The following is a 16,997-nucleotide window of genomic DNA, read 5'->3' as shown; positions in this document are numbered from 1 at the left end:
GCCCGCTCAGGCTCGCATCAGCGTGCTGCTGCCAAGTTGGAAAGCTTCCAAGGAAGCCATCGACCTCGTCTGGACCTTGAGCATGAAGTTGTATGGGCCGCTCAGCTGATGCATCTCCGCGACATCCGGCGATTCGCGCCGGACTTCGCCAGCAGGATGGACAGCTTCTGAACGAACACCATCCTGGAGGAGATCGGAAGGGGCGGATGGATTAGCTAGAACCCGACCAGGGCTACCCGCTCCCCATCCCATCGCGGCTCTCACGAATCAAGTCGACGAGATTGGAGGCTGCCGGAGACAAGTTTTCTCCTCGGCGGGTACAGATCGCAATGCTGTTCCTCAGATTGACTCCCTCCACGTGCACGCGGCTCAGCTCGCCCCGGCGCACCTCGTCCCGGACGACGAGCGAGGACACGAAGCTGGCGCCGTAACCGGCGATGACGGCGCTGATCGCTTCATGGAGGCCGTTGAATTGGAGAGCGATCCGGGGGGAAGGGACATTATAGGTCCTGCAGAGGGAGAACAGCCTTTCTCTCGTGGAGCTGCCCTCCTCCCGCATGATGAAGGGCTCTCTCATCATGTCATCGAGGCCGATCGAGCCGCCGGCATGCCGATGCGTCGGGGCGACTACGAACCACAGCTCGTCCTGGAACAGCTCCTCGGCTTGAATCGTATCGGGATGCTCCTCCGGCAGCCCGCCGTATAAGGCGAGATCGGCTTCCATCCGCTGCAGCAGCCGCAGCGCTCCGCTGGAGTTGGTCGTCGTCACGCTCATTTCCACGCGTTCGTGCTTCTGCTTGAATTTGGCGAGCCAGGCGGGCAGCAGGAAGTTCGCGGGCAAATAGGTCGCCGCCAGCGAAAGCCGTCCTTGATCGCCTCGTCCGTACTGCTCCGCCAGCGTCTCGATCTGCCTCTCGACGGCAAAGAGGCGGTCCGCCAGCTCTTTCACCTGTCGGCCGGCGTCCGTGAGCCGTATTCCCCTTCCATCCGGCTGCAGCAGCGGCAGGGCAAGCTCCTTCTCAAACTTTTTGATCTGGGCTGTAATGGCCGGCTGGCTGATGCTCAGCTGCTCGGCCGCCCGGGTTACGCTGCCGGAGGAAGCGACGGCATGGAACAGGCGAAGGGCATGCAGGTTCATCGTTCATTCTCCTTTGCTCGGGAGTCGCTTTTCGATTTTCTATTTATAAATAAAATGTATCATTCACCGAATAACATATATTATATTTATATTTTCATTTCGAATATAGTGAAGTCAAGAGCCGAGGCCGCTCGGCTACTTCGCTGAAGGAGTGATTCATGATGATTCCGATCTGGACGCAAGTGGACGATTATATCGAGGACCGCCTGATCGAGGCGGATGGCGTATTGAGCGAGGTGCTCGCAGCCAATCGCAGGGAAGGGCTGCCGGAGATCGACGTGACCGCCGCTCAAGGCAAGCTGCTGCAGCTGCTCGTTCGGATGAAGGGAGCGAAGCGCATCCTGGAGATCGGAACACTTGGAGCGTACAGCACGATCTGGATGGCGCGAGGCCTTCCGCAGGACGGAACGGCCGTCAGCCTCGAGCTGGATCCTCGCCATGCGGACGTCGCCCGCCGCAACATCGCGCTTGCCGGCCTTGAGGCCAAGGTGGAGGTCCGGACAGGCGATGCTCGGGCGAGTCTGGAGGAGATGGAGAAGGCGGGGATCGAGCCCTTTGATTTCATCTTCATCGATGCCGACAAGCCGAACAACCCGGATTATCTGAAGTCGGCGCTGCGATTATCCCGTCGGGGCACCGTCATCATCGGCGACAACGTCGTGCGGAGCGGCGATGTCGTGAACAGGCACAGCACGGATCCGCGGGTGCATGGAGTCCGGACCTTCTTCGACCTGATGGCCGGAGACGCCAGGCTGTCCGCTACGGCGATCCAGACTGTCGGCCGCAAAGGCTATGACGGCTTTGCGATGGCGATCGTGCAGGGCTGACCTCATTGTCCGCAAGGATGCCAGCCGGTTATAAGCTGCATCGAAGAAAGCCCTCGGCTTCGATCTTCCTTGGATCGAAGCCGAGGGCATATTCCCGCAGCTTGCAGCGGCCGCCGGTCTGCTTGCGCGAATGTTTGCCGGAATCAAGCCATGAGAAACCGAACCATGCCGAGCACGGCGAAGGCGAACAGCGCCGTGCCGGAGCCGATGCCTGACAAGGCGCTGACGGCAAGCTTCAACCTGCGGGACAGGACCGATGCGGCCACAGAGACGGCAACGAGAAGCGCCGCCAGCACATGCAGGCTCCAGTCGTTGAAGACGCCTGCCAGCCCGATGAAATGAATGCCGACGACAAAGGAGATCCAAGCCGACACGTAAGCGGATTTCCGGGTACGGATCAGATAGAGGGCGCCGGCCCCGCCCAGCAGAACTTCGGCATAGACCGAAATCAGATAACCGCGGAATGATCGCGCTTCATTCAAGGCAGAGGGCGCATCCCAATTCCGAATGCTGGAATAAACGCCGAACAAGCATACGAGCATGGCGATACCCGAAGCGATGCCGAGGTATAAGCGCCAGCTCCTGGGCGGATTCTCCTGCGCCCAGCCGAACCAGCTGAAGCTGAACAGGCCGAATACAGAAGCGTACATAGCATAATCCCGCAAGTAGTCCATTCTGAACTTCCCCCTTTTTCAATCCTGACGGGCATGATGTTTTCTTTCTCCCATTATGAGGAGTTGGCTGGGCTGAAGCATCGGTCCGAAGGCGGAGCCGGGTCCTAAGCAATTGAGTTCATAATTCCACTCGTTCCGGCTTGACGTGTCCAATCCCGGCTCTTTCTCCCGGCATATTCTTATAGGGAAAGGAAGAGTAGAAGAGAGGGATCGGTTACATGAGGCTGAAAAAGGTGATGAAAAGCTATGACTTGATCGTCAGTCTGGGATCGTCCTGCTCCCCGGCCATTCACATGAGAAGGCACGGGCTCAGGAAGTTCTCCATGCCGCTCGACTGGATGGTGTCGCTCTCGCTCGGTGATGTGGCCCGGCTGTTCGATCATCGTTTCCATGATTTCATGAAGCTGGAGCATCTGGTCATGGCAGAGGAGACCTTTTATCCCCAATATTATCTGGACGACGGGGAGCCCATTTATTTGGAGCCGGTCGAAAAGACGCTGATCAAGTCCTATTTCATCAAGGATGCGCTGTACAATATCATTTCCGTCCATGATTTCCCCATTTTCGAGGGCCAGCACTGGACCTCCTCGTATCCGGCCTACAAGGCCAAGCTCGACATGCGCATAGCGAGATTGTGGGAGGGCCTGAATCAGAGCCGGCATCCTCTCTTCATCCGGTGGTACGCCGAATATGACCAGGCGGCCGCCATGCAAGCCGCGCTGACGAGAGTGCTTGGGGGCAAAGAATTCACCCTGCTTGTTCTGAATCCGGTTGCGGAGCTGAAAACGATTCAGGAAGCCGATTGGAAAATGAGCCAGGTCTGCGTTGTGGAAGTCCCGCATGACATCAAGGACGATTCGCTTTGGGACCGAATTTTAAGCGGCATCAAATTGAACTGATTCTCCGGGCGGTCTGCAGGCAAGTTAAGCTTTCAGCCTATAGGAATTTGATCGGGTCGAATAAAATTGAAACCGAACTCTACCTGTACAATCCGGCTTGATGCTGGATACAATAAAAGTACTGCGCGCGGCAAATCCCCATGGATGGAGGAGCCCGCCCTACAGGAGGTGAAGCAGGTGAACCGCGAATCGGCCCATTCCATCGTCAGCCGGCTGCCCATTGCCATGGCTGGCATCGTGCATGATTTTTCCGCGAACGGGATAACTCTGTCCATTTTGCCTGGTACGAACGGCCCAATCGCGAGAAGACGCCTGCCCTGACCTCTACGGATCGCCATGCCGAACCGAAGAGCCGCGGCCAGCTGCCGCGGCTCTTTTTTGCGCTGTGGAGCAGCGTCTTCCCTAACAGGAGATGAATGCATATGATTATCGTCAACGCTCAGAACGTAAGAAAATACCACGCGGCCCATCTTGTGCTGGACGGCGTATCCTTTCAAATCCAGGAAGGAGAAAAGGTCGGCCTGATCGGCCGCAACGGCAGCGGCAAATCGACGCTGCTGAAGCTCATATCCGGCCGGGAGCCTGCCGACGAAGGCATGCTGACGGTGCGCAGGGATGCGCGCATCGGATATTTGCCGCAGATTCCCGAAGCATACGAATCGATGACGGTGTACGAGGTGCTCGCCAGCGGATTCGGCAGCTTGATGAAGGCGAAGGAAGAGCTTGCCGCGCTGGAAAGCCGGATGGCCGATCCTGACCTGGCACCTTCCGCGCTGGAGCGGCTGCTGGTCCGCTATTCCGAGGTTCAGGAGATGTTCGAGCAGGGAGGCGGATACGACATGGATACATTCATCGACCAAGTCGCAAGCGGCCTGCAGATCGACCGCAGCCGGGACGGGCGGACGCTAGGGAGCTTGTCCGGCGGGGAGAAGACCCGGGTCGTGCTGGCTTCCCAGCTGGTGACGAGCCCCGATCTGCTGCTGCTGGACGAGCCGACCAACCATCTGGATCTGAAAGGGATGGAGTGGCTGGAGCAATTTTTGCGAGGGTATGCCGGCTGCTGCGTCATCGTCTCCCATGACCGCTATTTCCTGGATGCCGTCGGGACGAAGATGATCGAGCTGGAGGACGGCGAAGCCCATACCTATCTGTCCGGCTACAGCGGATACCTCAAGCAGAAGGAGGAGCTTCTGCTGCGCCAGTTCGCCGAATTCCAGGAGCAGCAGAAGGCGATCAAAAAGATGAAGGAGACGATCCGCAGGCTGGAGGAATGGGGACGGATCGGGGACAACGAGAAGTTTTTCAAGCGCGCGGCGTCGATCCGCAAGGCGCTGGAGAAGATGGAGGCGGTCAAGCGCCCCGTCCTGGAGCCGAAGACGGCGGAATTCAGCCTCCACCCGCAGGACCGGTCGGGCAAGCAGGTCATCGCCTACCAGCGGGTTTCGAAGCGGTACGGAGACCGCATCCTGCTGCAGGAGGCCGAAGGGGGGCTCCTTTATGGGGAAAAGGCGGTCCTGATCGGGGACAACGGCAGCGGCAAAACGACGCTGCTGGAGATGCTCCTAGGCCGGGAATCCGCGGATGAAGGCGAGCTGAAGCTCGGAACCCGGCTGGAGATCGGCTATCTGGCCCAGCAGGAGCCTGCCGCCGAGCCGGAAAAGTCCGTGCTGGACTACTTCCGGACGGAAGCGGGCATGGAAGAAGGCGAGGCGCGCCATCTGCTGGCGCGGTACCAGTTTTACGGATCCGCCGTGTTTCGTCCGCTCAAGGCTCTGTCCGGCGGAGAATGGTCCCGGCTGCGGCTCGCCCTGCTGGTGAGGAAGCGGCCCAATCTGCTGCTGCTCGACGAGCCGACGAACCATCTCGACACCGCCTCGAGAGAAGCTTTGGAGGAGGCGCTCGAGGAATTCCCGGGCACGATTCTGGCCGTGTCCCATGACCGGTATTTCATCAACCGCATTGCCGGGCGCGTCTGGGAGCTCACCGGAGGCCGCATTGCTTCCTGGAACGGAAACTATGACGCCTATAAGGCGGAGCAGGCCAAGCGGCCGGCAGCGGAAAGCCGGTTCACAGGAGAGCGCAATTCGGAGCGTGTCTGGAGCCAAAACGCTGCGGCTCCTCCGCTTGAGGCCGCCTTCTCCAGCGAGAGGAAGGAAGCCGAGAGCGGCAGCAAGGCGAACCGGAAGCAGCCGGCGCATCATGAAAAGCAAAAGGAGTACCAGGAAAAGCAAAAGGCGAAGCTCGAAAAGCAAAAGGAGCGGCTCGAAAAGGAGATTGCTCTTCTGGAAGCGAGGGTCGCGGCAGCCGGCTCCGAGCTTGAGCAGCTTGCCGTGAGCGGCAGCCCGGAGGCGCTGGAGCAGCGATGGAAGGAGCGGGAGATGGACGAGCGGCAGCTGGCCGGTATGATGGACCGTTGGCTGGAGCTGGCCGGAGAGTAAGCCATTCCTATAATGAAGGCGCAGCCGTCCGGCTGCGTCTTTTCCTCCTCTCCGGGGCGGCAATGCCTGCGCGGGCGTTCATGATATCGACACGGATTGCCTGCCATCGAAAAGAAACGCATGCCGTCTTGCATTGACTTCATCACTTTAGTTAGATTACTCTAAATAGAGTACTCAATATAAAGTAAAGAGATGGAGTGGAAGCATGAAAGCATTTCTGAAAAACAAGATGATTATGAGCGGCGTATTCATGATCGTTTTTTACCAGATCATCATGATCGGCATCTTCATGTCGGGATACAGCGCGGTTCCTAAAAATCTTCCGGATTTGACGGTGGCCATCGTCAACGAGGATCCGCAGTCCGGAGCCAAGTTCGTCGAGCAGCTGAAGGAGCAGCTTCCCTTCCATGTCGTGACGGATGCCAGCCTCGATCAGGCCAAGCAGCAGCTTGAGGACAGGGAGATTCCGTTCATCATGCATATTCCGGCTGATTTTACAGGCAAGCTGTCTGCGCAAGGGGAGCAGGCCAAGCTGGACTTTTTCATCAATGAATCCAATCCCGCTACGGTCACGAGCAGCATGCACAGTGTGGCGAACCAGGTTTCGTCCAGCATCATCGCTCAGATTCAGTCCCAGAGCTTCGAAGGGCTGCTGCAGGGCATGAAGATGCCTGCCGACCAGTCGAAGCAGACCGTGGAAAGCATCATGGGCAAGGTCGAGACGAATATCGTGTCCACCAACCCGCAGCCTGCGGGCACGCATAATCAGATGGCGCCGATGTTCCTGACGATGGCATCGTACGTCGGAGCGATGATCTACTCCATGATGAGCATCGGAACGCTCAATCAGCTCAAGGGACGCATGGGCAAATGGCGCGCGTTCGGAGCTTTGCAGGGAGTGAACGCGCTGCTCTCGCTGATCGCTCCGCTGGTCGGGCTTGCGGTCTACTTCTCCGTCCATGGCTACGGGGCCGAAGCCTTCCTGCAGATGTGGATGGTCCACGCGCTGGAAATGTTCGTCGCCATTACGTTCACGAGCCTGTTCTGCCTCCTGCTCGGCCAGGCCGGCATGATCGTGAACCTGCCGATACTGCTGACGCAGACGATCGCGAACGGAGCCGTCGTGCCGCGCGAGATGATGCCGGCTTACTTCGAGTGGTTCAGCTACATTTCACCGATGTACTATACGGTCCATCTGGACTACAACGTCCTGTTCGGCGGCGGCCGGACGGCCGAATATCTGCTTGGCCTCGGCCTTGTCGGGCTTGGCGCTCTGATCGTCAACAGCGTCATCCATCAGTTCAAGGCGGTCAGGAAACCTCTGGACAATGCCGAGACTGCAGGACAGCCGGTTTTCATGTAAACTGAATATCAAAGGGGCTGACGGGCCATCCGCCCGGTCGGCCTCTATTCGGTTCATGATCGACGTTAAGGAGGCTTGCCGATGTCGCTTCAAATCTTCATCCTCGGAACGCTCAGCGAAGGGGATCGACATCCGTACGATATCAAGAAGCAGGTTATGAAGCCGCTGGACGGCAATGTGACGATCAACGACGGAACGCTCTATTATCAATTCGAGGTGCTGGCCAAAAAAGGGCTGATCCGTAAAATAGAGGTCGTCCAAACCGACAACCGCCCGGAAAAAACGACCTACGGCATTACTGAAAAAGGCCGGAGGGCGCTGGAGGAGGAAATCTATGCCGCCTTCCAGAAATTCACCTCGGCAGCCTCGCTGTATTCCTCCCTCATGTTCCTGGACAAAGTGGACAAGCAGAAGCTGTCCTATCTGATCCGGGAGGCGGTCGCCAGGCTCGAGAGCCGCATCCGCCAGATCGAGGAGTCCGATCCCGAGCTCGGGAGCATACCCGATGCGAAGCGGACCGCCGTTCGGCTGATCATCGACCATGCCGATGAGTCCATCCGCAACGACATCCGCTGGCTGCGCAAGGTGCTGGAGCAGCTGAATGAGTCTTGACCGCGACAGGGCAGACCGCTGATCCAACGGCATAGATAGGGGATAGACCCAGACCGGTCCTTCGGAGCCCGCCTGGGTTTTGTTCGGTTCGAATCAAACCATTCCTCCCTTCCAGCATCCCGGCCGACGCCATTTCAACTTGGCGCCGTCTTGCATTCCATTTCCTGAGAATTGACGTATAATAGAGTTCATTCCAACATGGCCAGCCGCAGAGGGGAATGGATTCAGTGCTTCAATGGGCAAAAGGGAAGATAGGACGGGGGACGGCCGTTCCGCCGGAAAGGAAGCTGAGCCGGGATGCGGTCACCTCGCTGATCATCCATAGCTGCTTCCAGTTCGGGGCATCGATGTCGGGCTTGTTTCTTAACCTGTACTTGTGGAGGCTGACCGAGGACCTCGCGATCAACGGGCTGTACAACATCATCTGCTTTGCCATGACTCCGGCGGCGTTCGCCGCGGGCGGCTGGCTCGCCAAGCGCAAGGACCGGATGGCGGCCTACAGGCTTGGCATCGTCATGATCGCCGTCTTCTACCTGCTCGTCGTCATCGCTCAGGAGCGGGTGGCGGAATATTATGTCCTGTTCGCGCTGTTGAACGGAATATCGTCCGGCTTCTATTGGGTCGGCTACCTCGTGCTTCAATACGACGTGTCCACGGAGACGAACCGGATCCGCTATCTGGCGATCAACATGATCGCCTTCAATTCCGCCGGCCTTGCCGGTCCGGCGCTGGCCGGGCTGATTATCCGCAGCAGCGAAGGGCTGCAAGGGTATATCTTTATTTTCTCCTTGGCCTTTGTCATGTTCGCAGCCGCGGCCGCGATCAGCTTTCGGATCCCGATGCAGACCGTGCGCCACCGAACCTATTATCTGAACCTGATGGGCTTGCTGATGTCCAAGCACAGACGGTGGCGCAGGGCGTTGTACAGCTTCTTCGTCTTCGGCCTGTTCCAGGGCATCATGCTGTTCCTTCCCAATATTCTGCTGTTCCGCACCGTCGGCCGCGAGGACTGGGTCGGCTATCTCGGCGTGCTGTTCTCCGCCTTGACGGTCGCTACCGGGTATGTCATTTCCCGCTCCGCCCAGCAGGAGCATGTGCGCATCTACCTGCTGATCTCCTCGATCGGAGTTACGCTCGGGTCGGCGCTCCTGCTGCTGGACGTGAAGCTGTGGTCCGTCGCCGCCTTCATGATTCTGTTCTCGGTGTTCAACCCGCTCGCGGTCAACACGCTGACCTCGTATTATTACCGGCTGATCGGCCAGCTGCCGCTCAAGGGGCAGCTGCGCGTGGAGTCCGTCATCATGAGGGAGCTGTTCCTCAACGCCGGCCGTGTCGCATCGATCGCGCTGCTGCTCCTGTGGGCGGCCGACATGCAGCCGTCGTTCATGGCGGCGGTGCTGTTCGGCATGGCGGCGCTGCAGTTCACGCTGCTGGGACTGGTGAAGGAGCGTCAGTGAATCGAAAAGGAAGAGGATACCGTTGGAGGGACCCCCGGAAAGTCCGTTGAGAAGCTGATAACCTCTCGCTCAACGGGCTTTCAGCAAAATCTGGAGAGTTGATAAACAGCTTTCAACCGTTTTGGGTACTGCGAATAATCCGACAAAAAATGTTTTATAGCTTTCATCCACAAGTGTCTGCTTGCCAATCATCGACAGATGTACTCATCAAGGGCTCCTCCATCCGGAGGAGCCCTTTTTGGTTTCCGCTTCTTTCCCCAGCTTTGCGATACGCAGCCGCGGAGGTCTGACATGCCATGATGATGAAGATGCAGGAAAGCCGTTCGGTGAATGCCGCTTTATCCGAAGGCTACTTCCTTTCATCCGGAGCCGTCAGCCGGATCGCTCCATCCGCCAGCTCCAGCTTGACCTTGTTGCGGTCCTTGGCGCCGATGGACTCCAGGTAGGACGCCGGAACCTGCAGCCGTCCGGCTTTGTCGAGGACGGCGTATTCGACATGCGAATCCGCTTCGTCCTGCGCGCCGGAAGCGATGCCTTGCTCAAGCTCCAGCAGCTCCTGGGCATAGGACTTGCGGCGGATCATTTCGGAGGAGGTCTTGCCGTCGCGGATGGCGACGACCCGCTCCACCTTCCGGGCGAGCAGCGGATCGTGGGTGACGATGACGATCGTGATTCCCGTCGTCCGGTTCAGGTCGCGGAACAGATCGAGAATCTGGTCCGACATCCGGGAGTCGAGCGACCCCGTCGGCTCATCCGCGAGCAGCAGCCTCGGTCCGCCTGCCAGCGCGATCGCGATGGCGACCCGCTGCTGCTCGCCGCCGGACAGCTGGTGCAGTCTGCTGCCGCGGCGATGGCCGAGGCCGACCGCCTCCAGCAGCTCCTGCGCTCGATCACGGCGCGGCTTCCCGCCGAGCAGGAGAGGCAGCTCGACATTTTCCTGAGCGGTCAGGTAAGGAATGAGGTTGCGCGCGTTGTTCTGCCAGACGAAGCCGACACTGCTGCGCTTGTACTCGACGAGATCCCGCTCGCTCATCTTGAGCATGTCGCGCCCGTTCACGACCAGCTTGCCGGCTGAGGGACGGTCAAGTCCTCCCAGCATATTGAGAAGCGTCGACTTTCCGCTGCCGCTGTTGCCGATGATGGCCATCAGCTCGCCGGACTCGACCTCGAGATCGAGTCCCTGCAGGGCGAATACCTTCAGCTCGGCAGCCTTATAGATTTTGACGAGCCCTTCGCATTGAATCATTCCATCAATCCTCCCCGAGCTTGAGCGCTTGATGGATCCGGCTTCTGGACAGCATGATCCCGAGCACGGTCAAGCCGATCAGCAGCGTCATGCCGACCATCCCGTACAGCTTGGCGAAATCGCCGGCGGCAAGGACGACCCGGAATGGCGGGACGAGAGCTGCCGGATCGAATGCAAGCTGAAAATTGGGGACGAACAGGCGGCTCGCCGAATAGCCTGCGGCCATGCCGATCAGGACGGCCGTCCCCGATGTGAGAAGCTGCTCCAGGGCGAGCATGCCGATCAGCTGCCGCAGCGACAGGCCGACGGCCCGCAAAATGCCGTTTTGAAGCGTACGCCCTTTCAAGGTCAGTATCCAGTACAGCATGAACCCGGAGAAGGCGACGAGAATCGAGATCAGGAAGCCCAGCGTCAGGATGCCGTTGAGCGCCATGAAAAACGGATCGTTTTTGGCTCGCGCGAGCTCATCTCTCGTATTCGCGATGCTGGTCAAGTTCAGGCCGGCATGGGAAATGCCCTCGTAGAGCCGCGCCGTGGAGGCGCCGGGCTTCATCTTCAGCCAAACCTGATAGGGCTCTAGCGCGAGCTGGAACTGAATGCGCGACAGATGGCCGACGATGAGCATCGGCGCGCTGCCGGAGGCGGAGCCTTGAGAAGCCTGCAGGCCGTCCGCCGCTCCCGGATTCGGATTGAAGGATGGAAAGAAAGGCAGGATGCCGTATACGACGAACGGCTGCGGATCGATCTTGTCCCAGCCGGCCCAGATCGTGTCGCCGGGCTTCACCTTCTTGTCTTCGGCCAGCGTCTGGGAGATCAGAACCGCGCGCGGATCCGGGGCGATCAGATTGAGATAATCGGCCAGCGGATAACGGAGGATGTAGTCGCCGAACCAGGCCGTCTCTCCGAAATCGTCCGTATCGATGCCCATGAGCTCGGCGGTGCCGCCGCTTCCGCCTGCGGTGAAGGCGGCCTCCTTCTTGATGAACACTTTCGCCGCGTGTTCGACTCCGGGCAGAGCCGGGTAGGCGTCGAAGGGAGGCTCCGTATAATGAACGACAGGGGCGTCGGTCCCGGCCGCCTTGGCTTCTCCGCCGCCAGGCGAATAAGCCGAAGCGTCCGCCGGCACATCGGTCTGCCACGGGCCGGAGAGGACGAAATCCGCTCCGTTGCGGTACCGGATCTGTTCCTCGCGGTTGTTGTTGATCGTCCTGGCTGCCCCCGCGCTGAACACGCCGGAGGCGATCGTCAGGATGAGGAAGAGCATAAGGAATTGATACTGGACGAGAGAGCGGCTCACCTGGATCAGGGAAGCGTACCAGGCCGGCGGCCACCAGCGGCGTCCAAGCCTGTAGACGGCGGCGAGCAGCAGCGGGTAGAGGCGCAGCAGCAGCAGGCCGGCTCCGATCATGAACAGCGCGGGCATGACGAACTGAAGCGGATCGATCCGCAGGTCATCCGAGCCGAGGCCGAGCGTCTTCAGGCTGTTCAGCCGTTCCCGGAACGTATAGAGACCGTAGAAGGAGATGCCGAGCAGGATGATGTCCACGAAAGCTTTGCGCCATAAAGGCGTCTGGCCGGCTCTTGCCAGTGACTGCTTGTGGCCGACGATCGTGACGCGTGTGGCGGTGATGACGGGCAGCAGCGTCATGGCGAAGGCGATGGCGGCCGCCGCTCCCGAGTAAGCGAACGCCTCGGCGCCGACATGGACGGGAAGGCTGGAGCGCTGGACGAATTGCAGGAAGCCGCTCGATGCGCCGAGCAGCTCCGTCAATCCGGATGCGAGGTACGGTCCAGCCGCGAAGGCCGCTCCGGATATCAGGAGCCCTTCGGCGGCGAACGCAGAGATGATCTGCAGCCTCGATGCGCCGCGGCTGCGAAGGACGGCGATCTCGTTCTTCTGTCTGCCGGCGATGAGATCGGAAACCATGTACATATAGAAAGCGAGCATGATCAGCACCGGGATATTGAGGGACCACATCAGCGTGGCGAGGCGCTGCGACCGTTCCTCGTAGCCGCCGATCGCCGCGGCGGCCGGGACGTCGAACTTGGTTTGGCTGACCGGAACGAGCTTCGCTGCCGCGCTTCGGATAGCGTGATCGGTGTTCTGGAAAGGCTGTATATCGCGCAGCGTCATCTTCGTATAGTCCAGCACGAAATACCAGCTGGCGGAAAATAGGGGGGCCTTGCGGGCTGTCAGCATCTCCTGGGCGAACAAGCCTTCATCCATGACGAAGACGCGGTTGTAATCATCCAGCGACGGGTCGCGGAAGAAGAGATCGCCTTCCTGCTTGGCGCCGAAAATGCCGACGGGCTTCAAGCGCAGATGCAGGTCGAGGCTGTCGTCGTCGAGCTTGACGATCCGTCCCAGCACGAAGTCGAGCTCCCGCAGCGTCCGCTGGTTGACCATGACTTCATAAGCGCCGTCGGCATCCGGCCGCGGCGACGGCAGCCGGCCGTCGATCAGACGGATATGATTCTGGATGCCGCTGACGGAGCGGACGGCTCCGGTAGGCTTGAGCTGCTTGGGATCGGCGGCGGAGCCTTCCACCTCCAGCACCAGCTGCTCGGTCTGCAGCTCGGCCGCAGCCTGCTTGAGCGGCAGTCCGAAGCCGGGGATAGCCTCGTCCTTCATGAACCGGTCGAGACTGGAGACGGCCTGAAGCTTCTTATCCGGCTTCATGTCCATCAAGGTGATTTTGGAGAAATAAGTGCCGGAGTGCACCCCCGAATCCAGCTGCTGCCTTTCAAGATCCTTCACGAGCATACGGGAGAGGATGGCGTCGGAGTAGACGGGCATGGTGCTGACGAGGCCGGTCGTCAGCGCCATGCCGAGAAGCAGGCTGGCGGCCAGCCATTTGTTGTTCGCCATCTTGCGGAGAATCATCGTCAGCAGGGCCATGGCCGGGCCTCCTCTAAGAACGGGATAAGAGAGCGGCTATTGGAGGACAATGACCTGTCCCTCCTTCAAGCCTTTCAAAATCTCCACCTCGGTGGAGCTGGAGATGCCGGCCTCGACATCGGCTTCCCGCAGCCGCTTGCCGTCCTCCAGCAGCCGGACGAACGTCCGTCCCTGGTACGTCCGCAGGCCGCTCTTCGGAATGACGAGCGTATGGCTGCGCTGCTCGGTGATGATGAGGACGCTTGCCTGCGTGCCGATCCCTGCACTCTCCGGCAGTCCCTGGACGCTCAGGTACAGGGTGGAGGCGTATTTGTCCGCCAGCGCCTTGTTCGGCGTCTGCGGAGCCGAATCCGGCGTCTGCACCACTTTGGCCGCATAGGTCTTGTCCTCGATCTTCACTTCGGCCGGCGAGCCGAGCTTGACGCCGCCGAGATCCGCTCCGGAATCGATTCCCATCGCCAGCCGCAGCTTGGATGGATCCGAGACGACGGCGAGCGTCTGGTAGGGCGCGACGAGATCTCCTTCCTGAAGCGAGTCCGCGAACGTGACGACGCCGCTGAGCTTGGCTCGGATGACGGTATGGTCCAGCTGCTCCTTCAGCCTCTCGTATTTGAGCTGCTCGATATCCAGCTGCAGGCCCGCCAGCCGGCGCCCTTCCTTGTCGGATGAGGGCAACTGCTTCAAGGCATAAGCAGCGCGCTCCGCAGCCAGCTCCTGTTCCTTCACCTGCAGGTCCAGCCCGTCCACAAGCAGCCGGGCCAGCACGTCTCCGGCCTGGACGCTGTCGCCGGCCTGGACTTCGATCTTCTCCAGCCTGCCTGCCTGACCCGATAATTGGGCGCGGTCGGTGCGCAGGGATTCAAAAGCTCCGGTGCCGCCGACTTCTTTCCGGACCGTTCCTTCGGCAACTTCGGCCGTCCGGTAGTTTTCCGTCGCGGGCTTGACGAGGGGCGGCTTCAGCTCCGCTTCCTCGCGCGGAAGAAGGGAACAGCCGGATACGGCCAGGGACAGGACGAGAAGCGCGGCTGCAGCGGATCTATTAACGGACTTCGGCAATGTGGCCATCCTCCAATTCGAATACGAGATCGACAATCTCCATGACGGCGGGGTCGTGGGTGGCGAGTACGACGGTCAGGCCTTGCTGGACAAGCTCGCGAAAGGCTTTCATGATCGTCAGGCCGGTCCGGCTGTCGAGCTCGGCCGTCGGTTCGTCGGCAAGGACGAGCCTCGGCTTGCGGGCGATCGCCCTGGCGATGGCGGTGCGCTGCTGCTCGCCTCCGGACAGCTCGAACGGCCGGTGATGCATGCGTTCCGCGAGTCCGACCTGCTGTAGGGCTGCGATTGCGGCAGCCTGGCGTTCCTTGGCGGGCACTCCCGCCACCCGAAGCATGAATTCGACGTTCTCGTAGGCGGTCATGAGCGGCACGAGAGCGAACGACTGGAAGATGAGGCCGATTTCGGTGCGCCGGAGCTCATCCCGCTGGCGCCCGGTCAGCTTCGTGAGATCGCGGCCGCCTAGCTCGATGCTGCCTTCGGTCGGCGTATCGAGAGCGCCGAGCAGGTTGATCAGAGTTGTTTTGCCGGATCCCGATCTTCCCTTGAGGGCAATCAGCCTGCCTGCCGGAAGGGAGAGATCGATTCCCTTCAGCACGGTGACGGAGCTCTTGCCCCGGCCGAAGGTGCGCGTGATGCCGGAAGCCTGGAGAATAAGCGGGGAATCTGCGGGCATGGATCGTTCACCTCCCAAGGTTCCATTCCTTTACCCTTAATTTACTTCATCTGGGAACGGTTGCAAGGTCAGAATCCATCCCGGTTATGTCGGATCTTATGATCTTGGGCTGCTGGTTCGCGACATCCCGGGCGGCCGGAGGTGCGAAATCGCGACAACATGGGCCTGAACGTACTAAAGGGCCAAGTCCGGCCGTATGTTGGTATTGGCATTTCGTAAGCGTTTGCATCGTGAAGCGGATATCGGGAGGGGATTCCATGAGGCCAGGCAATCGGAGGCTGATGGCTGCGGGCGCAGTCGTCATGTGCACGGTGATGGCGATAGGCTGCAGCAGCCAGTCCGGAGACGGCGGCAAGACCAGCTCCGGCAAGACGACGGTAACCATTACGTACAGGGATGACGGAATCGGAGAGAAGGGCGTTCTGTACAAGTGGATCAAGGAGGTCGCCTCCACGTTCCCGGACAAAAGCATCGAGATCAAGCCGACTCCGATCCAGGCGTCGGAGGGCGATTATTTCGCCAAAATCGCGCTCGCTCTGAAGTCCAAGGACACCGCTCCCGACATCGTGACCGAGGATACGTTCATCCTCAACTCCGACGCCGCGGCGGGTTACCTGGAGCCGCTGGACGAGAGGCTGAAGGGCTGGAAGGACTGGAGCAACGGCTCCTTCATCGAGGCGATGAAAAAGGGCGTGACGGCCAGCGACGGCAAGGTGTACGGAGTTCCCTACAACACGGATTCCAGGGGACTCTGGTACAACAAGGATCTGTTCAAGAAAGCGGGATTGCCGGAGGACTGGAAGCCGAAAACCTGGGATGAGGTGCTGGACGCCGCCAGAGCGATCAAGGCCAAGGTGCCGGATGTCGTGCCGATCTGGATGAACATGGGCAAGGCGACGGGCGAGGCGACCTCAATGCAGACGTACGAGATGCTGCTCTATGGAACCGGGGAGAGGCTCTACGACGACGCCAGCGGCAAATGGGTCACAAAGAGCCAGGGAATCACCGATGCCCTGTCCTTCATCGAAACGGTCAACAAGGAAAAGCTGGGTCCCCCGCTCTCCAAGGTGCTGAATGGGCAAGCGGGCAATACGGCGTCGCGGGAGTACTTGCCGAAGGGCAAGCTCGCCATCTCGCTCGACGGCTCGTGGATACCGGGCAATTACCTCGACGGCGGAGCCGCCCCGTGGCCGGAATACAAGGATGTGCTCGGCTTCGCCCCGATGCCGACGAGCAAGGGGCAGGCGCCGGGCTCCATCACGCTGGCCGGCGGCTGGGCGCTCTCGATCCCGAGCAACGCCAAGCATAAGGACGCGGCATGGGCATTCATCCAGTACGCTCTGAACAAGGAGAACACCGCCAAGCTGGTCATCGCCTCCGGCAATATTACGGTTCGCGCCGACGTGTCCAAGGACCCGGCCTACACGAAGATGCCGTTCAACGAAATCGCTACCGATTACCTGAAAAATGCGGAGTTCCGCCCTGCGCAGGATAAATATCCGGAGGTGTCCACCCAGATCCAGGCGATGGTGGAATCGGTCGCGACCGGCACATCGCCGGCGGATGCGGCCAGCAAGTACGCGCAGGACGTATCGAGAATCGTGGGAGCCGACCATACGATGGAGAAATAACATGCCTGCCGCGGCCTCGGATCGCAAGAAGGTCCGGGGCATCGGCATCCGGGCGAAGCCGGCGGCGGGACGTCCGCGCAGCGG

15 protein-coding genes are annotated in these 16,997 nt (G+C 60.1%); 8 read left to right on the top strand and 7 right to left on the bottom strand.

What is annotated here, in order from left to right; genetic code table 11:
* Window positions 1-6: 6 nt before the first annotated feature.
* The gene (locus tag PHU01S_RS27070; protein WP_164762956.1) at window positions 7-252 is read right to left on the bottom strand and encodes an Lrp/AsnC ligand binding domain-containing protein; all 246 of its coding nucleotides are present in this window, start codon (window positions 250-252) and stop codon (window positions 7-9) included.
* The gene (locus PHU01S_RS03145) at window positions 233-1,138 is read right to left on the bottom strand and encodes a LysR substrate-binding domain-containing protein (protein WP_127506061.1); all 906 of its coding nucleotides are present in this window, start codon (window positions 1,136-1,138) and stop codon (window positions 233-235) included. Before PHU01S_RS03145 ends, PHU01S_RS27070 begins: the two co-directional genes overlap by 20 nt.
* Before the next feature lie 158 nt (window positions 1,139-1,296).
* Here PHU01S_RS03145 and PHU01S_RS03140 point away from each other — a divergent pair, with 158 nt between their 5' ends.
* Window positions 1,297-1,965: an O-methyltransferase gene (locus PHU01S_RS03140; RefSeq protein ID WP_021882157.1), complete on the top strand. Its 669-nt coding sequence runs from the start codon at window positions 1,297-1,299 to the stop codon at window positions 1,963-1,965.
* 143 nt (window positions 1,966-2,108) lie between these two features.
* On the opposite strand, the gene PHU01S_RS03135 is transcribed toward PHU01S_RS03140, so the two are convergent.
* Complete coding sequence (locus PHU01S_RS03135) at window positions 2,109-2,639, bottom strand: hypothetical protein (protein ID WP_048748608.1); 531 nt, start codon at window positions 2,637-2,639, stop codon at window positions 2,109-2,111.
* 218 nt (window positions 2,640-2,857) lie between these two features.
* On the opposite strand from PHU01S_RS03135, the gene PHU01S_RS03130 reads away from it, so the two are divergent.
* The 6 genes from PHU01S_RS03130 (at window position 2,858) to PHU01S_RS03110 (ending at window position 9,408) form a co-directional block, all read left to right on the top strand.
* The gene (locus tag PHU01S_RS03130) at window positions 2,858-3,538 is read left to right on the top strand and encodes a DUF1796 family putative cysteine peptidase (RefSeq protein WP_048748607.1); all 681 of its coding nucleotides are present in this window, start codon (window positions 2,858-2,860) and stop codon (window positions 3,536-3,538) included.
* Window positions 3,539-3,715: 177 nt separating this feature from the next.
* Window positions 3,716-3,859, top strand: coding sequence for a hypothetical protein (locus tag PHU01S_RS25570; protein ID WP_164762955.1), 144 nt, complete (start codon window positions 3,716-3,718; stop codon window positions 3,857-3,859).
* A 101-nt stretch (window positions 3,860-3,960) separates the two neighbouring features.
* A complete protein-coding gene (abc-f, locus tag PHU01S_RS03125; RefSeq protein WP_127506059.1) occupies window positions 3,961-5,976 on the top strand; it encodes a ribosomal protection-like ABC-F family protein in 2,016 nt (671 codons plus the stop codon).
* Between the two features lie 205 nt (window positions 5,977-6,181).
* Window positions 6,182-7,339, top strand: coding sequence for a YhgE/Pip domain-containing protein (locus PHU01S_RS03120; RefSeq protein ID WP_021881267.1), 1,158 nt, complete (start codon window positions 6,182-6,184; stop codon window positions 7,337-7,339).
* 81 nt (window positions 7,340-7,420) lie between these two features.
* A complete protein-coding gene (locus PHU01S_RS03115; protein WP_049867041.1) occupies window positions 7,421-7,951 on the top strand; it encodes a PadR family transcriptional regulator in 531 nt (176 codons plus the stop codon).
* 218 nt (window positions 7,952-8,169) lie between these two features.
* A complete protein-coding gene (locus PHU01S_RS03110; protein ID WP_049867042.1) occupies window positions 8,170-9,408 on the top strand; it encodes an MFS transporter in 1,239 nt (412 codons plus the stop codon).
* Window positions 9,409-9,757: 349 nt separating this feature from the next.
* On the opposite strand, the gene PHU01S_RS03105 is transcribed toward PHU01S_RS03110, so the two are convergent.
* The 4 genes from PHU01S_RS03105 to PHU01S_RS03090 are packed head-to-tail and all read right to left on the bottom strand — an operon-like array spanning window position 9,758 to window position 15,282.
* Window positions 9,758-10,654, bottom strand: a complete 897-nt coding sequence (locus tag PHU01S_RS03105; protein WP_049867043.1) for an ABC transporter ATP-binding protein — start codon at window positions 10,652-10,654, stop codon at window positions 9,758-9,760.
* Window positions 10,655-10,658: 4 nt separating this feature from the next.
* The gene (locus PHU01S_RS03100; protein WP_049867044.1) at window positions 10,659-13,553 is read right to left on the bottom strand and encodes an ABC transporter permease; all 2,895 of its coding nucleotides are present in this window, start codon (window positions 13,551-13,553) and stop codon (window positions 10,659-10,661) included.
* 36 nt (window positions 13,554-13,589) lie between these two features.
* Window positions 13,590-14,618, bottom strand: a complete 1,029-nt coding sequence (locus PHU01S_RS03095) for an efflux RND transporter periplasmic adaptor subunit (protein ID WP_069202407.1) — start codon at window positions 14,616-14,618, stop codon at window positions 13,590-13,592.
* Window positions 14,593-15,282, bottom strand: a complete 690-nt coding sequence (locus PHU01S_RS03090; protein WP_049867045.1) for an ABC transporter ATP-binding protein — start codon at window positions 15,280-15,282, stop codon at window positions 14,593-14,595. Before PHU01S_RS03090 ends, PHU01S_RS03095 begins: the two co-directional genes overlap by 26 nt.
* A 281-nt stretch (window positions 15,283-15,563) precedes the next feature.
* Between PHU01S_RS03090 and PHU01S_RS03085 the strand changes: the two genes are divergently transcribed.
* Window positions 15,564-16,913: an ABC transporter substrate-binding protein gene (locus tag PHU01S_RS03085; RefSeq protein WP_373864519.1), complete on the top strand. Its 1,350-nt coding sequence runs from the start codon at window positions 15,564-15,566 to the stop codon at window positions 16,911-16,913.
* Window positions 16,914-16,997 lie beyond the last annotated feature (84 nt).

This window comes from Paenibacillus humicus NBRC 102415, from assembly GCF_004000905.1.
GTDB classification, from domain to species: Bacteria; Bacillota; Bacilli; order Paenibacillales; family Paenibacillaceae; genus Paenibacillus_O; species Paenibacillus_O humicus.
This window is presented reverse-complemented; position numbering and strand designations above follow the sequence as displayed.

Excerpts from the sequence above, each read along its gene's own strand:
- PHU01S_RS27070 (WP_164762956.1), bottom strand. The coding sequence starts at position 252 with ATGGGATGGGGAGCGGGTAGCCCTGGTCGGGTTCTAGCTAATCCATCC.
- PHU01S_RS03145 (WP_127506061.1), bottom strand. The coding sequence starts at position 1,138 with ATGAACCTGCATGCCCTTCGCCTGTTCCATGCCGTCGCTTCCTCCGGC.
- PHU01S_RS03140 (WP_021882157.1), top strand. The coding sequence starts at position 1,297 with ATGATGATTCCGATCTGGACGCAAGTGGACGATTATATCGAGGACCGC.
- PHU01S_RS03135 (WP_048748608.1), bottom strand. The coding sequence starts at position 2,639 with ATGGACTACTTGCGGGATTATGCTATGTACGCTTCTGTATTCGGCCTG.
- PHU01S_RS03130 (WP_048748607.1), top strand. The coding sequence starts at position 2,858 with ATGAGGCTGAAAAAGGTGATGAAAAGCTATGACTTGATCGTCAGTCTG.
- abc-f (WP_127506059.1), top strand. The coding sequence starts at position 3,961 with ATGATTATCGTCAACGCTCAGAACGTAAGAAAATACCACGCGGCCCAT.
- PHU01S_RS03120 (WP_021881267.1), top strand. The coding sequence starts at position 6,182 with ATGAAAGCATTTCTGAAAAACAAGATGATTATGAGCGGCGTATTCATG.
- PHU01S_RS03115 (WP_049867041.1), top strand. The coding sequence starts at position 7,421 with ATGTCGCTTCAAATCTTCATCCTCGGAACGCTCAGCGAAGGGGATCGA.
- PHU01S_RS03110 (WP_049867042.1), top strand. The coding sequence starts at position 8,170 with ATGGATTCAGTGCTTCAATGGGCAAAAGGGAAGATAGGACGGGGGACG.
- PHU01S_RS03105 (WP_049867043.1), bottom strand. The coding sequence starts at position 10,654 with ATGATTCAATGCGAAGGGCTCGTCAAAATCTATAAGGCTGCCGAGCTG.
- PHU01S_RS03100 (WP_049867044.1), bottom strand. The coding sequence starts at position 13,553 with ATGGCCCTGCTGACGATGATTCTCCGCAAGATGGCGAACAACAAATGG.
- PHU01S_RS03095 (WP_069202407.1), bottom strand. The coding sequence starts at position 14,618 with ATGGCCACATTGCCGAAGTCCGTTAATAGATCCGCTGCAGCCGCGCTT.
- PHU01S_RS03090 (WP_049867045.1), bottom strand. The coding sequence starts at position 15,282 with ATGCCCGCAGATTCCCCGCTTATTCTCCAGGCTTCCGGCATCACGCGC.
- PHU01S_RS03085 (WP_373864519.1), top strand. The coding sequence starts at position 15,564 with ATGGCTGCGGGCGCAGTCGTCATGTGCACGGTGATGGCGATAGGCTGC.